Annotated in this window: 12 protein-coding genes; all 12 read right to left on the minus strand. The window is 32.1% G+C overall.

Annotation, left to right across the window (positions count from 1 at the left end):
• Positions 1-87 precede the first annotated feature (87 nt).
• The gene (locus ACM55G_RS07995; RefSeq protein WP_416843378.1) at positions 88-3,948 is read right to left on the minus strand and encodes a response regulator; all 3,861 of its coding nucleotides are present in this window, start codon (positions 3,946-3,948) and stop codon (positions 88-90) included.
• Positions 3,949-3,953: 5 nt separating this feature from the next.
• Positions 3,954-4,526: a chemotaxis protein CheB gene (locus tag ACM55G_RS08000; RefSeq protein ID WP_416843379.1), complete on the minus strand. Its 573-nt coding sequence runs from the start codon at positions 4,524-4,526 to the stop codon at positions 3,954-3,956.
• 2 nt (positions 4,527-4,528) lie between these two features.
• Positions 4,529-5,353 carry a CheR family methyltransferase gene (locus ACM55G_RS08005; protein WP_416843380.1) on the minus strand — a complete coding sequence of 275 codons (825 nt, stop codon included), beginning with the start codon at positions 5,351-5,353 and terminating at the stop codon, positions 4,529-4,531.
• A gap of 95 nt (positions 5,354-5,448) precedes the next feature.
• Positions 5,449-5,886 (minus strand): response regulator, encoded by a 438-nt coding sequence (locus ACM55G_RS08010; protein ID WP_416843381.1) that lies wholly within the window; start codon positions 5,884-5,886, stop codon positions 5,449-5,451.
• Positions 5,886-6,272, minus strand: coding sequence for an Hpt domain-containing protein (locus ACM55G_RS08015; RefSeq protein ID WP_416843382.1), 387 nt, complete (start codon positions 6,270-6,272; stop codon positions 5,886-5,888). Before ACM55G_RS08015 ends, ACM55G_RS08010 begins: the two co-directional genes overlap by 1 nt.
• A gap of 181 nt (positions 6,273-6,453) precedes the next feature.
• Complete coding sequence (locus ACM55G_RS08020; protein WP_416843471.1) at positions 6,454-7,008, minus strand: helix-turn-helix domain-containing protein; 555 nt, start codon at positions 7,006-7,008, stop codon at positions 6,454-6,456.
• A 495-nt stretch (positions 7,009-7,503) separates the two neighbouring features.
• Positions 7,504-7,977 carry a hypothetical protein gene (locus tag ACM55G_RS08025; protein ID WP_416843383.1) on the minus strand — a complete coding sequence of 158 codons (474 nt, stop codon included), beginning with the start codon at positions 7,975-7,977 and terminating at the stop codon, positions 7,504-7,506.
• Between the two features lie 3 nt (positions 7,978-7,980).
• Positions 7,981-8,658 carry a peptidoglycan DD-metalloendopeptidase family protein gene (locus ACM55G_RS08030; RefSeq protein WP_416843384.1) on the minus strand — a complete coding sequence of 226 codons (678 nt, stop codon included), beginning with the start codon at positions 8,656-8,658 and terminating at the stop codon, positions 7,981-7,983.
• Positions 8,659-8,759: 101 nt separating this feature from the next.
• Positions 8,760-9,023: a hypothetical protein gene (locus ACM55G_RS08035; protein ID WP_416843385.1), complete on the minus strand. Its 264-nt coding sequence runs from the start codon at positions 9,021-9,023 to the stop codon at positions 8,760-8,762.
• Between the two features lie 143 nt (positions 9,024-9,166).
• Positions 9,167-11,575: an alpha-ketoacid dehydrogenase subunit alpha/beta gene (locus tag ACM55G_RS08040; RefSeq protein WP_416843386.1), complete on the minus strand. Its 2,409-nt coding sequence runs from the start codon at positions 11,573-11,575 to the stop codon at positions 9,167-9,169.
• Between the two features lie 185 nt (positions 11,576-11,760).
• Positions 11,761-14,508: a gluzincin family metallopeptidase gene (locus ACM55G_RS08045; RefSeq protein WP_416843472.1), complete on the minus strand. Its 2,748-nt coding sequence runs from the start codon at positions 14,506-14,508 to the stop codon at positions 11,761-11,763.
• 186 nt (positions 14,509-14,694) lie between these two features.
• Complete coding sequence (locus tag ACM55G_RS08050; RefSeq protein ID WP_416843387.1) at positions 14,695-15,423, minus strand: LOG family protein; 729 nt, start codon at positions 15,421-15,423, stop codon at positions 14,695-14,697.
• Positions 15,424-15,547: the final 124 nt, after the last annotated feature.

Raw genomic sequence — 15,547 nt, forward strand, 5'->3', positions numbered from 1 at the left:
TTGTAAAAGAAAAGTTTTGAATATTGAAATACCAATAAAAAAAGTTTAATTAATGACATTGGGTATAGCACCGCGTAATGAGGTCTATTATTTACTTAACCATACGCGCATCAATGATAATAATCTTTCTATATCAATAGGCTTTGTGATATAATCGTTGGCACCAGCATCAATACATTTTTGTTTGTCGTCTTTCATGGCTTTTGCGGTGAGTGCAATTACTGGTAAGTTTCTGAATTTTATCTGTGCACGAATCTGTTTCATTGCTTCATAACCGTCCATTTCCGGCATCATAATATCCATCAATACCATATCAATGTCAGTATGTATATCTAGCATTTCTAATGCATTTTTGCCATTTTCGGATTTTATGACTTCCATTCCGCGTTCTTGTAATATTTTGGACAATGCAAAAACATTACGCATATCGTCATCTACCAATAATATTTTTTTTGAATGAAATATCGCTTCTTTGTCATGCAAACTATTAATAATCATCTGTTTCGATTTTGGTAAATTACTTATTGTACGGTGAAGGAAAAGAGCGGTTTCATCTAGCAATCGTTCTTCGGATTTTATACCTTTTATGATAATACTTTCTGCATATTTGTGCAGTAGATTATTTTCTTCTTTTGTAAGTTCTTTTCCAGTGTAAATGATGATAGGGGGCATGTTATGGACTTTTATATCCTCCAGTTTATGGATAAGGTCAAAGCCACTCATGTCAGGCAATCCAATGTCTAGTATAATGCAATCAATGTGATTCTGTTCATACATGTCCAATGCTTCTTTACCAGTTGCTGCTTCTAAACATTTTACATCACCATTACCAATGAGAATTTTCATTGCTTTTCTGGAATTTTCATTGTCTTCTATAATAAGCAGGTTTTTTATTTTTCTATTGACAAAATTTTCAATTCGGTTAAAAGCTTCTTCCAGAGCATCTTTTGATATCGGTTTCATTAGGTATTCTACAGCACCTTCTCTAATAGGTTCCAGCGAACGGTCATTTGCCGAAATAATATGCACCGGTATATGCCTTACGGAAGGGTTTACTTTTAACTCATACAATACTTGTTTTCCTTTGATTCCTGGTAAACCCATATCAAGAATGATTGCTTGGGGCTTATATTTTGAAGCTAGCAATAGACCATCTTCTCCAGATGCTGCTGATAAACATTTGAATCCTTTTTTGTTAGCCTGCTTTAAAAGTATAGCAGCAAAATTTCGATCATCTTCAATAATAAGTACTACCTTATCATTTGTATCTATTGAATCTCGGTCATCTTCTATGGTGGGATAATTTACATATTTAGCCTCATTTTCAGAATGTGGCGCATACAAAACAGGTTTTACTGTTACTGTACTGACGGGCTCTTGTTCAGGATGTATTTCCAGCGGAATAATGAGTGAAAAAGTTGAACCCTGGTTTAGTTTACTATTCAACTTAATTTCTGCTTCTAATAATTTGGCTAGTTCCCGTGAAATAGAAAGCCCCAATCCCGTACCGCCATACTTTCTGGAAGTACCGCCCTCGGCTTGCTGAAAGGCTTCAAATATGGATGTTTGTTTATCTTCTGATATTCCAATACCTGTGTCAGTAACAGAAATGTTCAAAGTAGTGTCAGTATTTGGAGTAATACTTATAGTTACATTCCCTTTTTCGGTGAATTTTATGGCATTGGATATTAGGTTTTTCAATATCTGATTCAAACGTTGTGAATCGGTATAAATGAATTCGGGTACCGCATCAGTCAATTTGCAAACAAGCTTCAATCCTTTCTGTTCTGCCTGATGTCTAAAATCACGAAGGAGATTATCTGTAAAAAATTTCAGCGATACTCTTTCAATGTTGATAGACATTTTTCCTGACTCAATTTTAGAGAGATCCAGTACTTCATTAATTAATACAAGAAGGTCATGCCCGCTTTTATAGATTATTTCTGCACTTTCTACTTGAATATCATCTAGGTTTTTCTTTCTGTTTTCTGATAAATCTTTAGATAGAATAAGCAAACTATTAAGAGGCGTTCTCAATTCATGCGACATATTTGCAAGGAATTCCGATTTATACTTACTGCTAATTTCAAGTTGTTTTGTTTTTTGTTCAATGTCATTTTTCGAAGCTTCAACTTCTTTGTTTTTCTCTTCTAATGATTGAGTTTGCTCTTCCAGTTCTTCGTTGGTCATTTGTAACTCTTCCTGCTGTTGTTTAAGATCTTGTGCTTGTTGTTCTAATTCTTCATTCAGTTGTTTAAGCTCTTCCTGCTGTATTTGAAGTTCTTCCGCTTGATTAGAAAGCTCTTTGTTTACAAAACTTAACTCTACAGCTCTTTTTTCTTTCTCGTCATTTTGATAGGCAAGTTCTTTATTAGCAATTCCTAACTCTGCTGCTCTTTTTTCTTTCTCGTCATTTTGATAGGCAAGTTCTTTATTAGCAATTTTTAACTCTGCTGCTCTTTTTTCTTTCTCGTCATTTTGATATGCAAGTTCTTTATTAGCAATTCCTAACTCTGCCGCTCTTTTTTCTTTCTCGTCATTTTGATAAGCAAGTTCTTTGTTAGCAATTCCTAACTCTGCAGCTCTTTTTTCTTTCTCATCATTTTGATAAGCAAGTTCTTTATTGGCAATTCCTAACTCTGCTGCTCTTTTTTCTTTTTCATCATTTTGATAGGCAAGTTCTTTATTAGCAATACCTAATTCTGCTGCTCTTTTTTCTTTCTCATCATTTTGATAGGCAAGCTCTTTATTGGCAATGGCTAACTCTGCAGCTCTTGTTTCTTTTTCTTCAGCTTGTTGAACAGTATTAACGCTGATAGCTATACTGTTCATGGAAACATTGATAAATTCCTTCTCTGTTTCGTTGAAATCAGTAAGCTTGCCTATCTCGATTACGCCAATTGTTTTACCTTCAAGCAAAAAAGGAGTAATGAGCAAATTTTTTGGTTTTGCATTCAAAACGGCTGAAGTGATGCGTATTTGATCTTCGGATATATCGGTTAAATAAATTTGTTTCTGTTCCCAAGCGGACTGACCAATTAATCCTTCATTTAATTTAAAATTTTCTGTAGTGTCTTTAGCAGACGAAAAGGCAAATTTCCCACTAAGCATTAGGATATTGTCTTTTTCATTAAGTAAGTAAACGGCTCCTATATTGGCTTTAAGGTAAGTACATAAAAAACTAATGGTATTGTTTGCTAACTGTGCTATACTTTGGTCTCCTATTAATTTTTCATTAAGTTTTGAGTTACCTGTAAGTAACCAGTTTTTGTTGGCATTTTCTGACTCCGAACTTTTAAGGGCTTTTAAATTTTCAGTAATTATAGTGTATACAACGATAAGAATCATGACAATGATTAACAATAAAACAGCAAAAACAATATTGAATTTGCTGGCATCGTTTTTACTGATTACTATTCTTTCGGCAAGCAAAGTTTTTTCAGATTCCTGCGCTTTATCAATTATTTTTCTTAAAGTATCTTGTAATATTTTTCCTTTTCCTGAAGCAACTAATTCTCTGGCTTTTTCAAAATCCTTTTTGCGAAGCACAATACATTTGTTTAAATTATCAAAACGCATTTTGATTTGTTTCGCAAGTTCCTCAATGTTCTTTTGCTGATTGGGATTGTCTTTTGTTAATTTCTTTACTTTATCAAGCTGCTTGGTTGCATTTATATTAGCAGATGCAAAATGTTTCAAAAAATCATCATTGCCCGTAATTATATAACCTCTTACGCCAGTTTCGGCATCAATGGTAGACATCAGTATTTGTTCGAATTCATATAATACCTTATTGGAATTATTTACCAAGGCATTTGAAACCACAAATTTTTCACTGTTTTTAAAAGAGAAAATCGCAACACCTAAAAGAACAAAAGCACAAGCAATAAATCCTAATATTATTTTTCTGCCAAGGGTCATATTCGTTTTGTTATTTATAACGTTCATCCTGATTATTCTTTTTGTTGATCAATTTTTATTAGCAATGCAACTATATTCTCCAATGATATAATATAATCCGGTACAATCGCTGCAATTGCTGACTGTGGCATATAGGCGGATTCTGCTGTTTTCGGATCCTGAATAATAGCTAGACCCCCACATTCTTTTATTCGTTTTATACCTTTTGTACCGTCATGGTTAGATCCTGTAAGCACAATTCCAATTAATTTATTTTGATAGGCTTCGGCCGCCGATTCAAATAATACATCAATTGATGGTCTTGCAAAACTTACGCGTTCGTCTATCGTAAGGGAAAAGGTTTTATCCTTTTCAACTAGCAAATGATAATTAGGTGGAGCAATATAAATTTTGCCTTTTTCAATTTTATCTTTTTCATCTGCTTCTTTTATATCAAGATGACTTTTTCCATTTAAAAATTTTATCCACTGGCTATCGGAATGCGCTCCTACATGCTGAACTATGATAATTGGTATATTGAAATCTACAGGCAAGGCCGAAAATATAATTTTCAAAGCATTCATGCCGCCAGAAGAAACCCCTATTACTATTGCTTCATAATGCATTTTTAATATTTCTTTTTAAATATTCGTTGTTTTGCTTCCAATTCAATGTATTCCTCATGTAAATCGGTAAATCGTAAGCTTTCTTTGGATCCCAAACATAAGACGCCACCATTAATAAGACTATTGTAAAAAAGAGTCTGGACTTTATTTTGTAAATTTTTATCAAAATAAATCAGCACATTTCGGCATAATATTAAGTGTACTTCAGCAAATACGCTATCGGTTACCAGGTTATGATTGGCCCAAACAATATTTTTTTTCAATGATTGATTCATAATGACGTTATCATAATTGGAAGTATAATAACTGGAAAAAGATTCTTTTCCTCCTGACAATTGATAATTTGTGGTGTATTCTTTTATCATTTTGTTCGAAAAAATCCCATCTTTTGCACGGTTCAAAGCCATCTGATTAAAATCAGTAGCATAAATGGTAGTTCTGTCATACAAGCCTTCTTCTTGCAAAAGAATAGCCATAGAATAGGCTTCTTCTCCTGTTGCACAGCCAGCATGCCATATTTTTATAAAGGGATACGTTTTTAAAATAGGGATAACCTTTTCCCGTAATGCACTATAAAAGACAGGATCACGAAACATTTCGGTTACTGTTATTGATAAATCTTGTAAAAGTTCGGAAGCAAATGGTTCATCATTCAGAACCTTGGATTGCATTTGAGCAATATCTTCAAATCCTGATACTGCCATTCTATTCATAATTCTGCGTCTGATATGAGCTTGGGAATACTCTCTGAAATCATACCCATATTTCCTATAGATAGCTTCCAATAATAATAAAATTTCCAGATCTGATGTGTCTTTATACCGCATTTTTTTTAAATAAATTTGGTTTTAATTGTGACCAAATCAGAATTGATTAGTAGTATCTATTGATGAAATTTAAACAATGTTAGGTGTAAAATGGATTACATGCGATCCATATACCAACTTAATTCTTTTTCCATTTTTTGGTATTTAAAAATGGTAGTGATTATTTTTTGCAGGCGAACAAATGCAGTTTCACTTTTCACTACGTAATCAAATGCTTTGTGATGCATACAGTTTATAGCCACTTCAATTTTATCTTGCGAAGATAACATTACAACTGGAAATTGTGGATCGAATTCTTTTATTTTATCCAAAGTTTCAAGACCGTTCATGGCATTTTCTACAATACCATCAAGTTGATAGTCTAATATTACTACATCTGGATTATGAGATAAATTTGCAATACAGAGTTCCCCAGTTGGATAGGTTTCGATTTCAAAATCCCCATTTTCCATGAATTCAATTTCTAAAGATTTTAAAAATAATGCATCATCATCTACCAGGAAAATTTTTATTTTTGTTTCGTTTTTTGTCATTATGTGTTTTTAATTATATTAAGTTCTTCTTCTAATTCGTTGCAGGCCTGTAAACAAACTTCTTCAAGTTGAAGAACCAAGTTGAGTATTTCCTCTGATTTTTCTTGTGCATTTGCAAGTTCATGTATTTTTTTGGCCATGTTTTCAAAATTTGGACTAATTCCCATTATTGAAAAAGACGGAATAATTTTATGTGCTGCGGCACCTAATAAAGGCCAATTTTGATCTGCTAAACTTTGTTTAATTGTATCAATTAAAGGCGGGGTTTGTGCTAAATACAGTGCAATCATTTCCATCATTAAAGTTGGATTACATTTTGTTTTTTGATTTAAATAGGCCAGATCAATACATTTTATTTTTTTTGTACTATTATCTTTTTCTTCCAATTTCTCTGCTAATTTTTCATTAAGTTTTACAAGTTTTAATTGTTTTAAGATACCAACTATTAAGAGACGCCTCAGTAACAGCAGTAAGTTTCCCTTCGGAACTAATAGTTACGAAAGGACAAAATTGGCTTCAATTAAATTTCTGGTATATTGAGATTTCTGCATACTCGTTCTTTACAATTTATTCATTTAGATTTCCAATTTCTTCGATTGGATTTCGTCTTTTATCTTTCAATTGCTTAAAATGAGAAGGGGAGAGTCCCGTAACTTTTTTAAACTGACTAGAAAGATGAGCGACGCTGCTATAATTCATTTTCCAGGCGATTTCAGTTATATTTAATTCGCCATAAATGATTAATTCTTTTATTCGTTCCGTTTTATGGGAGATGATAAATTGCTCAATTGTTGTTCCTTGCACTTCCGAAAATAAGTTGGACAAGTAGGTATAATCGTGATTTAGTTTTTCACTTAGATAATCAGAAAAATTTACTTTTATGTTTTCAGTGGAATGGTGGACCATTTCAATAATCACATTTTTTATTTTCTCAATAAGCATTGCTTTCTTATCATCCATTAATTCAAGTCCTGAATTCAATAGTGATAATTTAAGTTTAACCCGTTGATCCATAGAAATATTTTCCATAATTTCAACTTCGCCTAAATCAACAACAATGAAGTGTAGTCCAAGTTTTTTTAATTCCTCTTTTACCGCCATTTTACAGCGATTACTTACCATGTATTTGATATATAGTTTCAAATTATTTTTTTTAAAAGATTATGTAAAAATCGAATAAAGACAATAAAAAAAATTATACAACTTTTAAAAAAATTTGTATAATTCACACATTATTAATTTAAATGTACCTTTAATAATGCGAGATCGGTTAAAAAAGAGTAACCAAAAAAAGGTCCGTTTTTAAGACAAATAAATGAAGTTACTATTTTTTGTATATAAATTTACGAATAAACTCGGAGAAATGGAAGCTGTTTTAGCATTTTATAAAAGTAGGAATGTTGTGCAATGGTACTTTATTGAAAAAATTTTAAAGCGATTGAACCCCCAGATTCCTCTGAATTATTTAGGCAGAAGAGCTGTTGAGTTATATAAATAATTAGTTTTAAATAAAATTCCAAGAAATAGTAGCTCAATAGGATTGGAACCTTTAAAAATGAATACTCTTGATTTGTTGCAGAAAATTTTGACTGATGAATTTCGTTCTATTACTTGAAATTATTTGTTTTGAAACGTATCGATCCAATCCAATGATTTAATAGCCGAAACCTTGTTTTCTTGATTGATCGAAACGCGGAGTTCTTTGTTGGCAACTTTTTTTGTATACAATGCCTTGTAACGAAAAATGGTTGTTTGATCACTATTGTTTTTGTAAATTTCAACTAACTGTAACTCTTTGAAAGTACCGTAATATTGACGAAATCGGGTACAGGTTTTCGTCAGTCGTTCTTCAGTTGTATTTTTAATTACCGAAGTAGTAGCTTCACTTTCGTTAAAAGGTTTAAACTTGGAAGTGTTACACGTCATTAAAACTCTTTTTCCTAATTCATACGATTTGTCTTTTTGAGATTCACTGACTTCAGAAAAGGCTAGTTTGACTATTTTAGCTTCTTCAGGTATAGAAACAACAACGGTTTTAGATTTACAACCAATGAGTAAAATGATACTTAGAATAAGAATTATCTTTTTCATAATTTATATAATTTTTAACAATAGGTTTGGGTCTGGACAGTTTTCTAAATAATAATCCAAATCGCTTTTGCTGCAAACTCCCGGATAGTCTCCAAAATTATCCTCGATATTTTTTATAATTTGAAAATGTAAATGAGGAGAATAATCCCCATTAATTACGAAATTTCCCAAAGTCGCTATTTGTTGTCCTTTTTTAACTACAGCCCCAATTTCAATTTCTGTAATACTTTCTAAAGAAAGATGACCGTAGAGTGTATAAAAAATCTGATTCTCTATTTTGTGTTTTAAAATAATTGTTGGTCCATAATCTCCTAGACCAACATTGTAATTAAAACTATGAATGGTTGCATCAATAGCAGCCAATACTCGAGTTCCTGCTCTTACCCAGAGATCTAATCCTATGTGAATATTTCTTTCATCCGTTTTTGAGTCATTAAAAACAGCACTCCTTTTGTACAAATTGCGTTCTTCATTATATCCTCCAAAAGCGACTTTGGCGTTGCTTGTGGTTAAATAATTTTCAATGTATTTTTCGAAATTAATTGAATTGCTAATGTCTAATTTTAATAATTCATGGTTGAAAATTGATAAATCTAAAGATATATAGTTTTTATAATCAATAGAATCATCTATCACTTTGACATTTTGTATGCTTTTTAAAATAGTTTCTAAAGCGTTCATTGTTTATTATTTTTTAATAAGTTTTAAATTTAAAAATTATAATGCCAACATAAAAAATTTCTATTAGCATTATAACTTTTAATTAAGAGAATAATGGAGTATTATTTTTTAATCTCAATTTTTGCTTCACCACCAGAAACATTAACACTAGTTTTAGTAGCTCCATCTTTGGTTGTTACATTTACCCCATCAGTGCCTACTTTTATGGAGGTACTATCTTTCACTTCTCTAGAAACTGCAGGAGTGGAAGGTGTTGTTGCGTTTGAAGTTTCCACTTGCGGAGGAAAAGGTTTATGTTCTTTTTTCTTGCAGGAAACAATTGCAAGAATTGATAATATTCCTAGAAATAGTGTTGCTTTTTTCATCTTGTTATTTATAATGGTGGTTGACTAATTAATTGACTCACAATTTACTATTTTAATTTTTAAAACAAACTATTAGTTAAAATAAAAAAAATCCCAATCTGAGTAAAACCAGAGTGGGATTTCAATTTATAAATAATTATGGTTTAATATAAACTCGGAAATTTAACTGGATTTACCTCATTCATCATTCCATATACTTTTTCAAATATATCTTCGGTAGATGGTTTAGAGAAATAATCTCCGTCTGTGCCATAAGCAGCTCGGTGTGCTTTTGCAGTCAGAGTCTGAGGTTTGCTGTCTAAATAATTATAAGCATCTTGGTCTTCTATAATTTGTTGCAAAATATATGCCGAAGCGCCTCCCGGCACATCTTCGTCTATTACTAAAAGTCGATTTGTTTTGATAATACTTTTTACAACATCTTGATTAACATCAAAAGGTAATAAAGATTGTAAATCGATAATCTCGCAATCAATACCTACTTCAAGTAATTCTTTGGCTGCTTGTTGTATTAATCTTAAAGTGGAACCATAAGAAACTAGTGTAATATCTGTGCCTTCCTTCAAAGTTTCAACAACGCCAATTGGGGTTTTAAATTCACCATAATTCAGCGGCATTTTTTCTTTTAATCGGTAACCATTTAAACATTCGATTACTAAAGCAGGTTCATCACATTCTAATAAACTGTTATAAAAACCAGCTGCCTGCGTCATATTTCTAGGAACCAAAACGTGAATTCCTCTTACCGCATTTATAATCATTCCCATAGGGGACCCTGAATGCCAGATTCCTTCCAATCGATGACCACGTGTTCGAATGATTAAAGGCGCTTTTTGCTTTCCAACCGTACGGTATCTCAATGTTGCTAAATCATCACTCATGATTTGAATAGCGTACAATAAATAATCTAAATATTGAATTTCGGCAATAGGACGTAAACCTCTTAATGCCATTCCTATACCTTGACCAATAATTGTTGCTTCACGAATTCCAGCATCAGCAACGCGAAGTTCTCCATATTTTTCCTGCATTCCTTCTAAACCTTGGTTTACATCACCAATGTTTCCAGCATCTTCACCAAAAATTAGTGTTTCAGGATATTTTGTGAAAATAGCGTCAAAATTATCACGCAAAATCATGCGTCCATCCGTATCTTCTTTTGCATTTTCTGAATATTCAGGTAAAACTTTCTCTGCTGAAAATACATTTAAATCCGTTTCCGAGAATAAGTTACTGCTGAATTTTTCTTGGGTTTTATTAGTGTAAGAAGTGATCCACAGCGATAGTTCATCTTTGCCTGTTTCATTCATTATTAAACGTAGTACTTTTCGAGCAGTTACAAGAATCTCCTTTTTCAAAGGTGATTTTATACTGTTTAAATCAGTAATCAGTTTTAATATTATTTCTTTATTTTTACTTGTTTCTGCTATTTTTTGCAATAAAGAAACCAATTCTTTTTGTTCTTCAACTATAGGTTCAATGAAAGCATTCCACGCTGCTTTTTTAGCTTCAAAAACGTCTTTCTTCGCTTGTAAATCAATTGCTTCAATTTCTTCTGGAGAGGCAATATTGATGGCAATCATCCATAGTTTCATTTGACGAAGGCAATCATAATCTTTTTCCCATGCCAGTCGATTCGAGTCTTTGTATCTCTCATGAGATCCTGAACTGGAATGTCCTTGTGGTTGCGTCAATTCATTTACATGAATTAAAACCGGAATGTGTTTCTCACGAGCAATAGCGGCCGCTTTTTCATAAGTAGCTACTAAGTCAGCGTAATCCCAACCTTTTACTTTTAATATTTCAAAACCATTCGTATTATTTTCTCGTTGGTATCCTTTTAATATTTCAGAAATACTTTCTTTAGTTGTTTGATGTCTTGCATGAACAGAAATTCCATACTCATCATCCCAAACACTCATCACCATAGGTACTTGTAGTACCCCGGCAGCATTTATAGTCTCAAAAAATAATCCTTCAGAGGTACTTGCATTACCTATTGTTCCCCAAGCAATTTCATTACCATTTACAGAAAAATTTGCGGCATTGGTAATTCCTGAAACTTGACGGTATATTTTTGATGCTTGCGCTAATCCTAATAATCGAGGCATTTGTGCCGCAGTTGGAGAGATGTCAGCACTTGAATTTTTTTGTTTAGTTAAATCTTTCCAAGTTCCATCTTCATTTAAACTATGTGTTGCAAAATGCCCACCCATTTGTCTACCTGCTGACATTGGCTCTTGTTCAATATCAGTGTGTCCGTATAAACCGGCAAAAAATTGTTGTATGGTTAATTCACCAATGGCCATCATAAAAGTTTGATCGCGATAATAGCCGGAACGGAAATCGCCGTTTTTAAAAGCTTTTGCCATAGCTAACTGCGGCACTTCTTTACCGTCACCAAATATCCCAAATTTAGCCTTTCCAGTCAATACTTCCTTACGTCCTAGCAGGCTACATTCCCTGCTTATAGTAGCTAGTTTATAGTCACTTAATACTTCAGTTTTGAAATCTTCAAATGTCAGGGTAGTATTGATTTTTTCTTTTATCATAATTGAAAGTATAACTTTGTGCTGCAAATTTAATTAAAAACTAGGTATTTTCATAATTCCTTAAAAGAAATATAATTTAATTATTACTAGTCAATTTGTGTTTAGAAGATGTATTATCTTGCTTTGTGTATGTAAATAACTATTTTTTAGAGAATAATGTAATTTATAGTGATTTTTATCTTGGATTAGAACCATTTTCGATTAAAAAGATTGATTAATGTTTTTGGAGAGAATGTAACTATAAATCGAATTTTTTCGTTGTAGTTATTTTGTGTAATTTCCCATCCATTGTTGGAATAAATTGGAAAATACAATTCGAAATAATCGGTTACTAAATTCAGACGAATTCCACTATCATAAACGAATCGCGCATTTTGGGTTTTATTTTTAATAAGACCAATGTCTCCATATACTTCCATCCAATTCCAAATATTAAAACTTCCGTTTAAGGTAGTAATCCATTGATTTGCAAATGGGGTGTCTAGTTTTGATTTAAAACCACCTTCTGCTAATATAAATTGTTGGCTATATAACCCTTTGCTTTCAGACCTACCATAATAGTTATAATCGAATAAATAATCGGTTGGACGGTCTAATGCAAAACTAAAAAAATCGGAAGCGGTTGTGTTGTATAAAAAACTACCGGCATACAATCGTAAATTAATCTGAAGATTGTTTTCAAATAATTTTCTGTATTCTATTTCACTTGCAATTTTTCCAAATTTACCTGATAGTTGTACGTCAGACATGAAACTAAAATGATTGGTTACCTCGGTTCTTGTATTGAAGTATTTGGCATCAAAAACCGAATAATTTTCAGTTGAATTATCAACAACTAAAGCACTTTTTTCTCTATTTACCAATACTTGACGAAGCATTATAAGCTGTTTTCTATTGTCTCTAAAGTTCTCTTGCCTGATCCGTAATTGTACCATAGGATTTATTCTAAGATAAGAAGCGTCCGGCGCATAATGAAAATAGGAGCCAGAGACAGAATACCTCACGTTATAAAGCGTACTGTTTCTATAATTTTGATTTGCTGAAAAAGCTGCAGAGCCAGAGAGATTATCAGTTTTTGTAGAATAAGCGGGATTGATATCAAATATAAAAGGTTTGTCCAAAATAGTTTTGTTATGAAGTCTTAACCCTGGACTAAGTCCGTCATAATAGTTGTAGGTAAGCGTAGGAACGTAAAGTACTTGATTGTAATAGGGATCTTCTAAATCCTTCATAAATACAAATTTAACAGGACGATTATTTGGAAAAAAGCCCTCTAATTTTTTCCAGTTATTTCTTAAATTGTATTCTGGAACTTCATTATTGTAATTCAAAACGATTTTATCTGCATTTTTCCTTTCAATTATAAAAGTGCTGTCTGTTTCATTAGCGTCAAGCCATTTTTTAAAAACTATTTCCCCTTTTTTTACTCCATAAACCGGAACTGGAACTAAAACATTGGTTTTGTTTTTTACTGAAAAAGTAATGCTGTCTTTCGTTTTTGAAACATTAGTAAATTTGTAATCAATGATATCACGAGAACCGACTATTGTTTTAAAAAACCAATTAATATCTTTATCTGCATTTGATTTTAGGATGGTTTCAATATCAGTTCTCGAAACTTGTTTTTCCTTATTTTCAGCGTAAAATTGGCGAATACTATTGTTAACTTTATCATGCTCCAGATAATCATCCAAAAATCTAAAACTCAATCCGGCACGATATTTACTGGCAATTTGTTCGTTGAATTTTATTAAACTATTTTTTGGATCACCAAGTGGCTGGTCTAAGTTTTTACGGGCCATAAGCATATAAAAATAGCTGTATTGCTGATTAAAATTTAAATTGGTTAAAGTAAAACTTTTCAATAATTGAAGCTTAGAAACACTGCCAAACATTTTGGCATCTGGATGGTTTTCATCAATATATTTCATCATAGCATACACTTGAATTCCATCATAAATCCAGTTGTCTTTTCTTGGATCTAAACGCAAACTAGTCTTTAAATAAGAATTCAGATAGGTTTTTAAAAATTTAATTTCAAATATAAATTCGTCTGAAAACGGACTTAAAAAAGAAGGCAATTGGTTTAATCCATAAAATGGATTTTTCTCATAATCAGTTTGAGAAACTATTATTTTTTCATGTGGATAGTTGCCAATAAGCGTGTTTACGTAATCCATTACACGATCTATAACAATTTTTTTTTCTATAGCACTTAGTTTATTTTCTTTCAGATTCGTCAGTACTTCAGTATTCTTGTTTTTAAAACTGATAAAACTGGATTTTGGTTCTACAAAAAGGCTAAAATCGGTTCGTTTATTTCCAGATAATTTATAGTTTAAAAAATTCCCGGTATTGTTTAGCAAACTACTATTTAAATCAGAAGTAATTTCTAAAGTTGCAGGTGTTTTTAGATTAATATCATAACTGGAAACACCATTGGCAATATCATCTAAATTATTGTTGCTGTTTCGAATAAAATCATGATTTTCATAACGGGCAGGAGTAAGGAACCAGTTTTTAAGATTCATTTCACCTTTATCATTAAATCCGTATTTTGTAAATTTATCACTTGGGATTTTTGTAATATAAGTAAGCTGTAATCTGGTTTTTTGATTTGGAAGCAATTTTTCTCTTAATTTAACTTCAATATAATCAGGATTTTTCTTCGTTCTTCCCCATGAAACGAATAATAGATTCGCATCAATAATGGTTAAATTATTCGTGCTTCCGCGTTCTTCTTCTTTAGCCAAATGAAAACCTCTGTAAAATTCATCCGAAAAACGTTTCGCCAAAGGTGTATTTTTACCAGAATACGCATTGTTCCAGTCATTCAAAACAATTGAAGTTAATGTATCATCCGATTGGTTGAAAAAAGTGATTTCTTGCTGAATATTCAATGTTTTGTTCTCGACATTCAACTCAACAATCATTTTGGAATGATGTTGCGCATATTGTTTTACTGAAACCAATAAAACAAGAGTATAAACGGCAATTTTATAGAATGATTTCAACTTTTGGGATCATATATTAAAAAAATAAATATACTTATTATTGAATGAAAATGGAATAAAATCTGGTAAAATATAAAAAAAGCTGTTGGTTAGACAGCTTTTCAATTAAAAATTCGGAGTTAAATCATATTTTTTATAGAATTTATCTAACACATCAACGACTTCATCTTCGGTGTCGACAATTTTGAATAAATTCATATCTGTGGCACTTACCGTACCTTCTTTTTCTATTAAAACCGTTTTTATCCATTCTATTAACCCCGCCCAAAAGCTGGTGCCAACCAATATTATTGGAAATTTTGCAATCTTTTTCGTCTGTATTAAAGTCATTGCTTCAAACAATTCGTCCATAGTTCCAAAACCTCCAGGCATCACGACGAATCCCTGAGAATATTTCACAAACATCACTTTTCGAACAAAGAAATAATCAAAATTCAAGTTCTTATCCCCATCAATATAAGGATTATAATGTTGTTCAAAGGGCAATACTATATTCAATCCTACAGAGGTTCCTCCCCCAAGATGTGCGCCTTTATTTCCCGCTTCCATAATTCCCGGACCACCGCCAGTTATCACACCATAACCGGCTTTACTGATTTTATAGGCAATTTTCTCGGCAAGTAAATAATATTTATCTTCCGGTTTTGTCCTGGCTGAACCAAAAATAGTCACACACGGACCTATGCGTCCCATGCTTTCATACCCATTCACAAATTCAGCCATGATTTTAAAAATCGCCCAACTGTCATTCGTTCTTATTTCGTTCCAAGTCTTTCTTTTAAGTCGGTCTTGGATAACTTTATCTTCGTCATTGTCAAAATCTTCTAATCTCATCTTCTATATTTTAAAGCTTATTTTTTGAAGCTATTTCCTGCTGTCCACTTTATCTTTCTAGTCCTGAACTTTTTCTGAATCCTGAAACAAGCTCAGGACTAGAAAGGATGCCGCTTCCATCAGG

The sequence above is a fragment of the Flavobacterium algoriphilum genome (assembly GCF_048158655.1).
Lineage (GTDB): Bacteria > Bacteroidota > Bacteroidia > Flavobacteriales > Flavobacteriaceae > Flavobacterium > Flavobacterium algoriphilum.

What these genes read in the sequence shown, in the direction of transcription:
- ACM55G_RS08040 (WP_416843386.1), bottom strand. Translation starts at nt 11,575, where the DNA reads ATGATAAAAGAAAAAATCAATACTACCCTGACATTTGAAGATTTCAAA.
- ACM55G_RS08050 (WP_416843387.1), bottom strand. Translation starts at nt 15,423, where the DNA reads ATGAGATTAGAAGATTTTGACAATGACGAAGATAAAGTTATCCAAGAC.
- ACM55G_RS08010 (WP_416843381.1), bottom strand. Translation starts at nt 5,886, where the DNA reads ATGACAAAAAACGAAACAAAAATAAAAATTTTCCTGGTAGATGATGAT.
- ACM55G_RS08035 (WP_416843385.1), bottom strand. Translation starts at nt 9,023, where the DNA reads ATGAAAAAAGCAACACTATTTCTAGGAATATTATCAATTCTTGCAATT.
- ACM55G_RS08020 (WP_416843471.1), bottom strand. Translation starts at nt 7,008, where the DNA reads ATGGTAAGTAATCGCTGTAAAATGGCGGTAAAAGAGGAATTAAAAAAA.
- ACM55G_RS08030 (WP_416843384.1), bottom strand. Translation starts at nt 8,658, where the DNA reads ATGAACGCTTTAGAAACTATTTTAAAAAGCATACAAAATGTCAAAGTG.
- ACM55G_RS08000 (WP_416843379.1), bottom strand. Translation starts at nt 4,526, where the DNA reads ATGCATTATGAAGCAATAGTAATAGGGGTTTCTTCTGGCGGCATGAAT.
- ACM55G_RS08025 (WP_416843383.1), bottom strand. Translation starts at nt 7,977, where the DNA reads ATGAAAAAGATAATTCTTATTCTAAGTATCATTTTACTCATTGGTTGT.
- ACM55G_RS08005 (WP_416843380.1), bottom strand. Translation starts at nt 5,353, where the DNA reads ATGCGGTATAAAGACACATCAGATCTGGAAATTTTATTATTATTGGAA.
- ACM55G_RS08045 (WP_416843472.1), bottom strand. Translation starts at nt 14,508, where the DNA reads ATGATTGTTGAGTTGAATGTCGAGAACAAAACATTGAATATTCAGCAA.
- ACM55G_RS07995 (WP_416843378.1), bottom strand. Translation starts at nt 3,948, where the DNA reads ATGAACGTTATAAATAACAAAACGAATATGACCCTTGGCAGAAAAATA.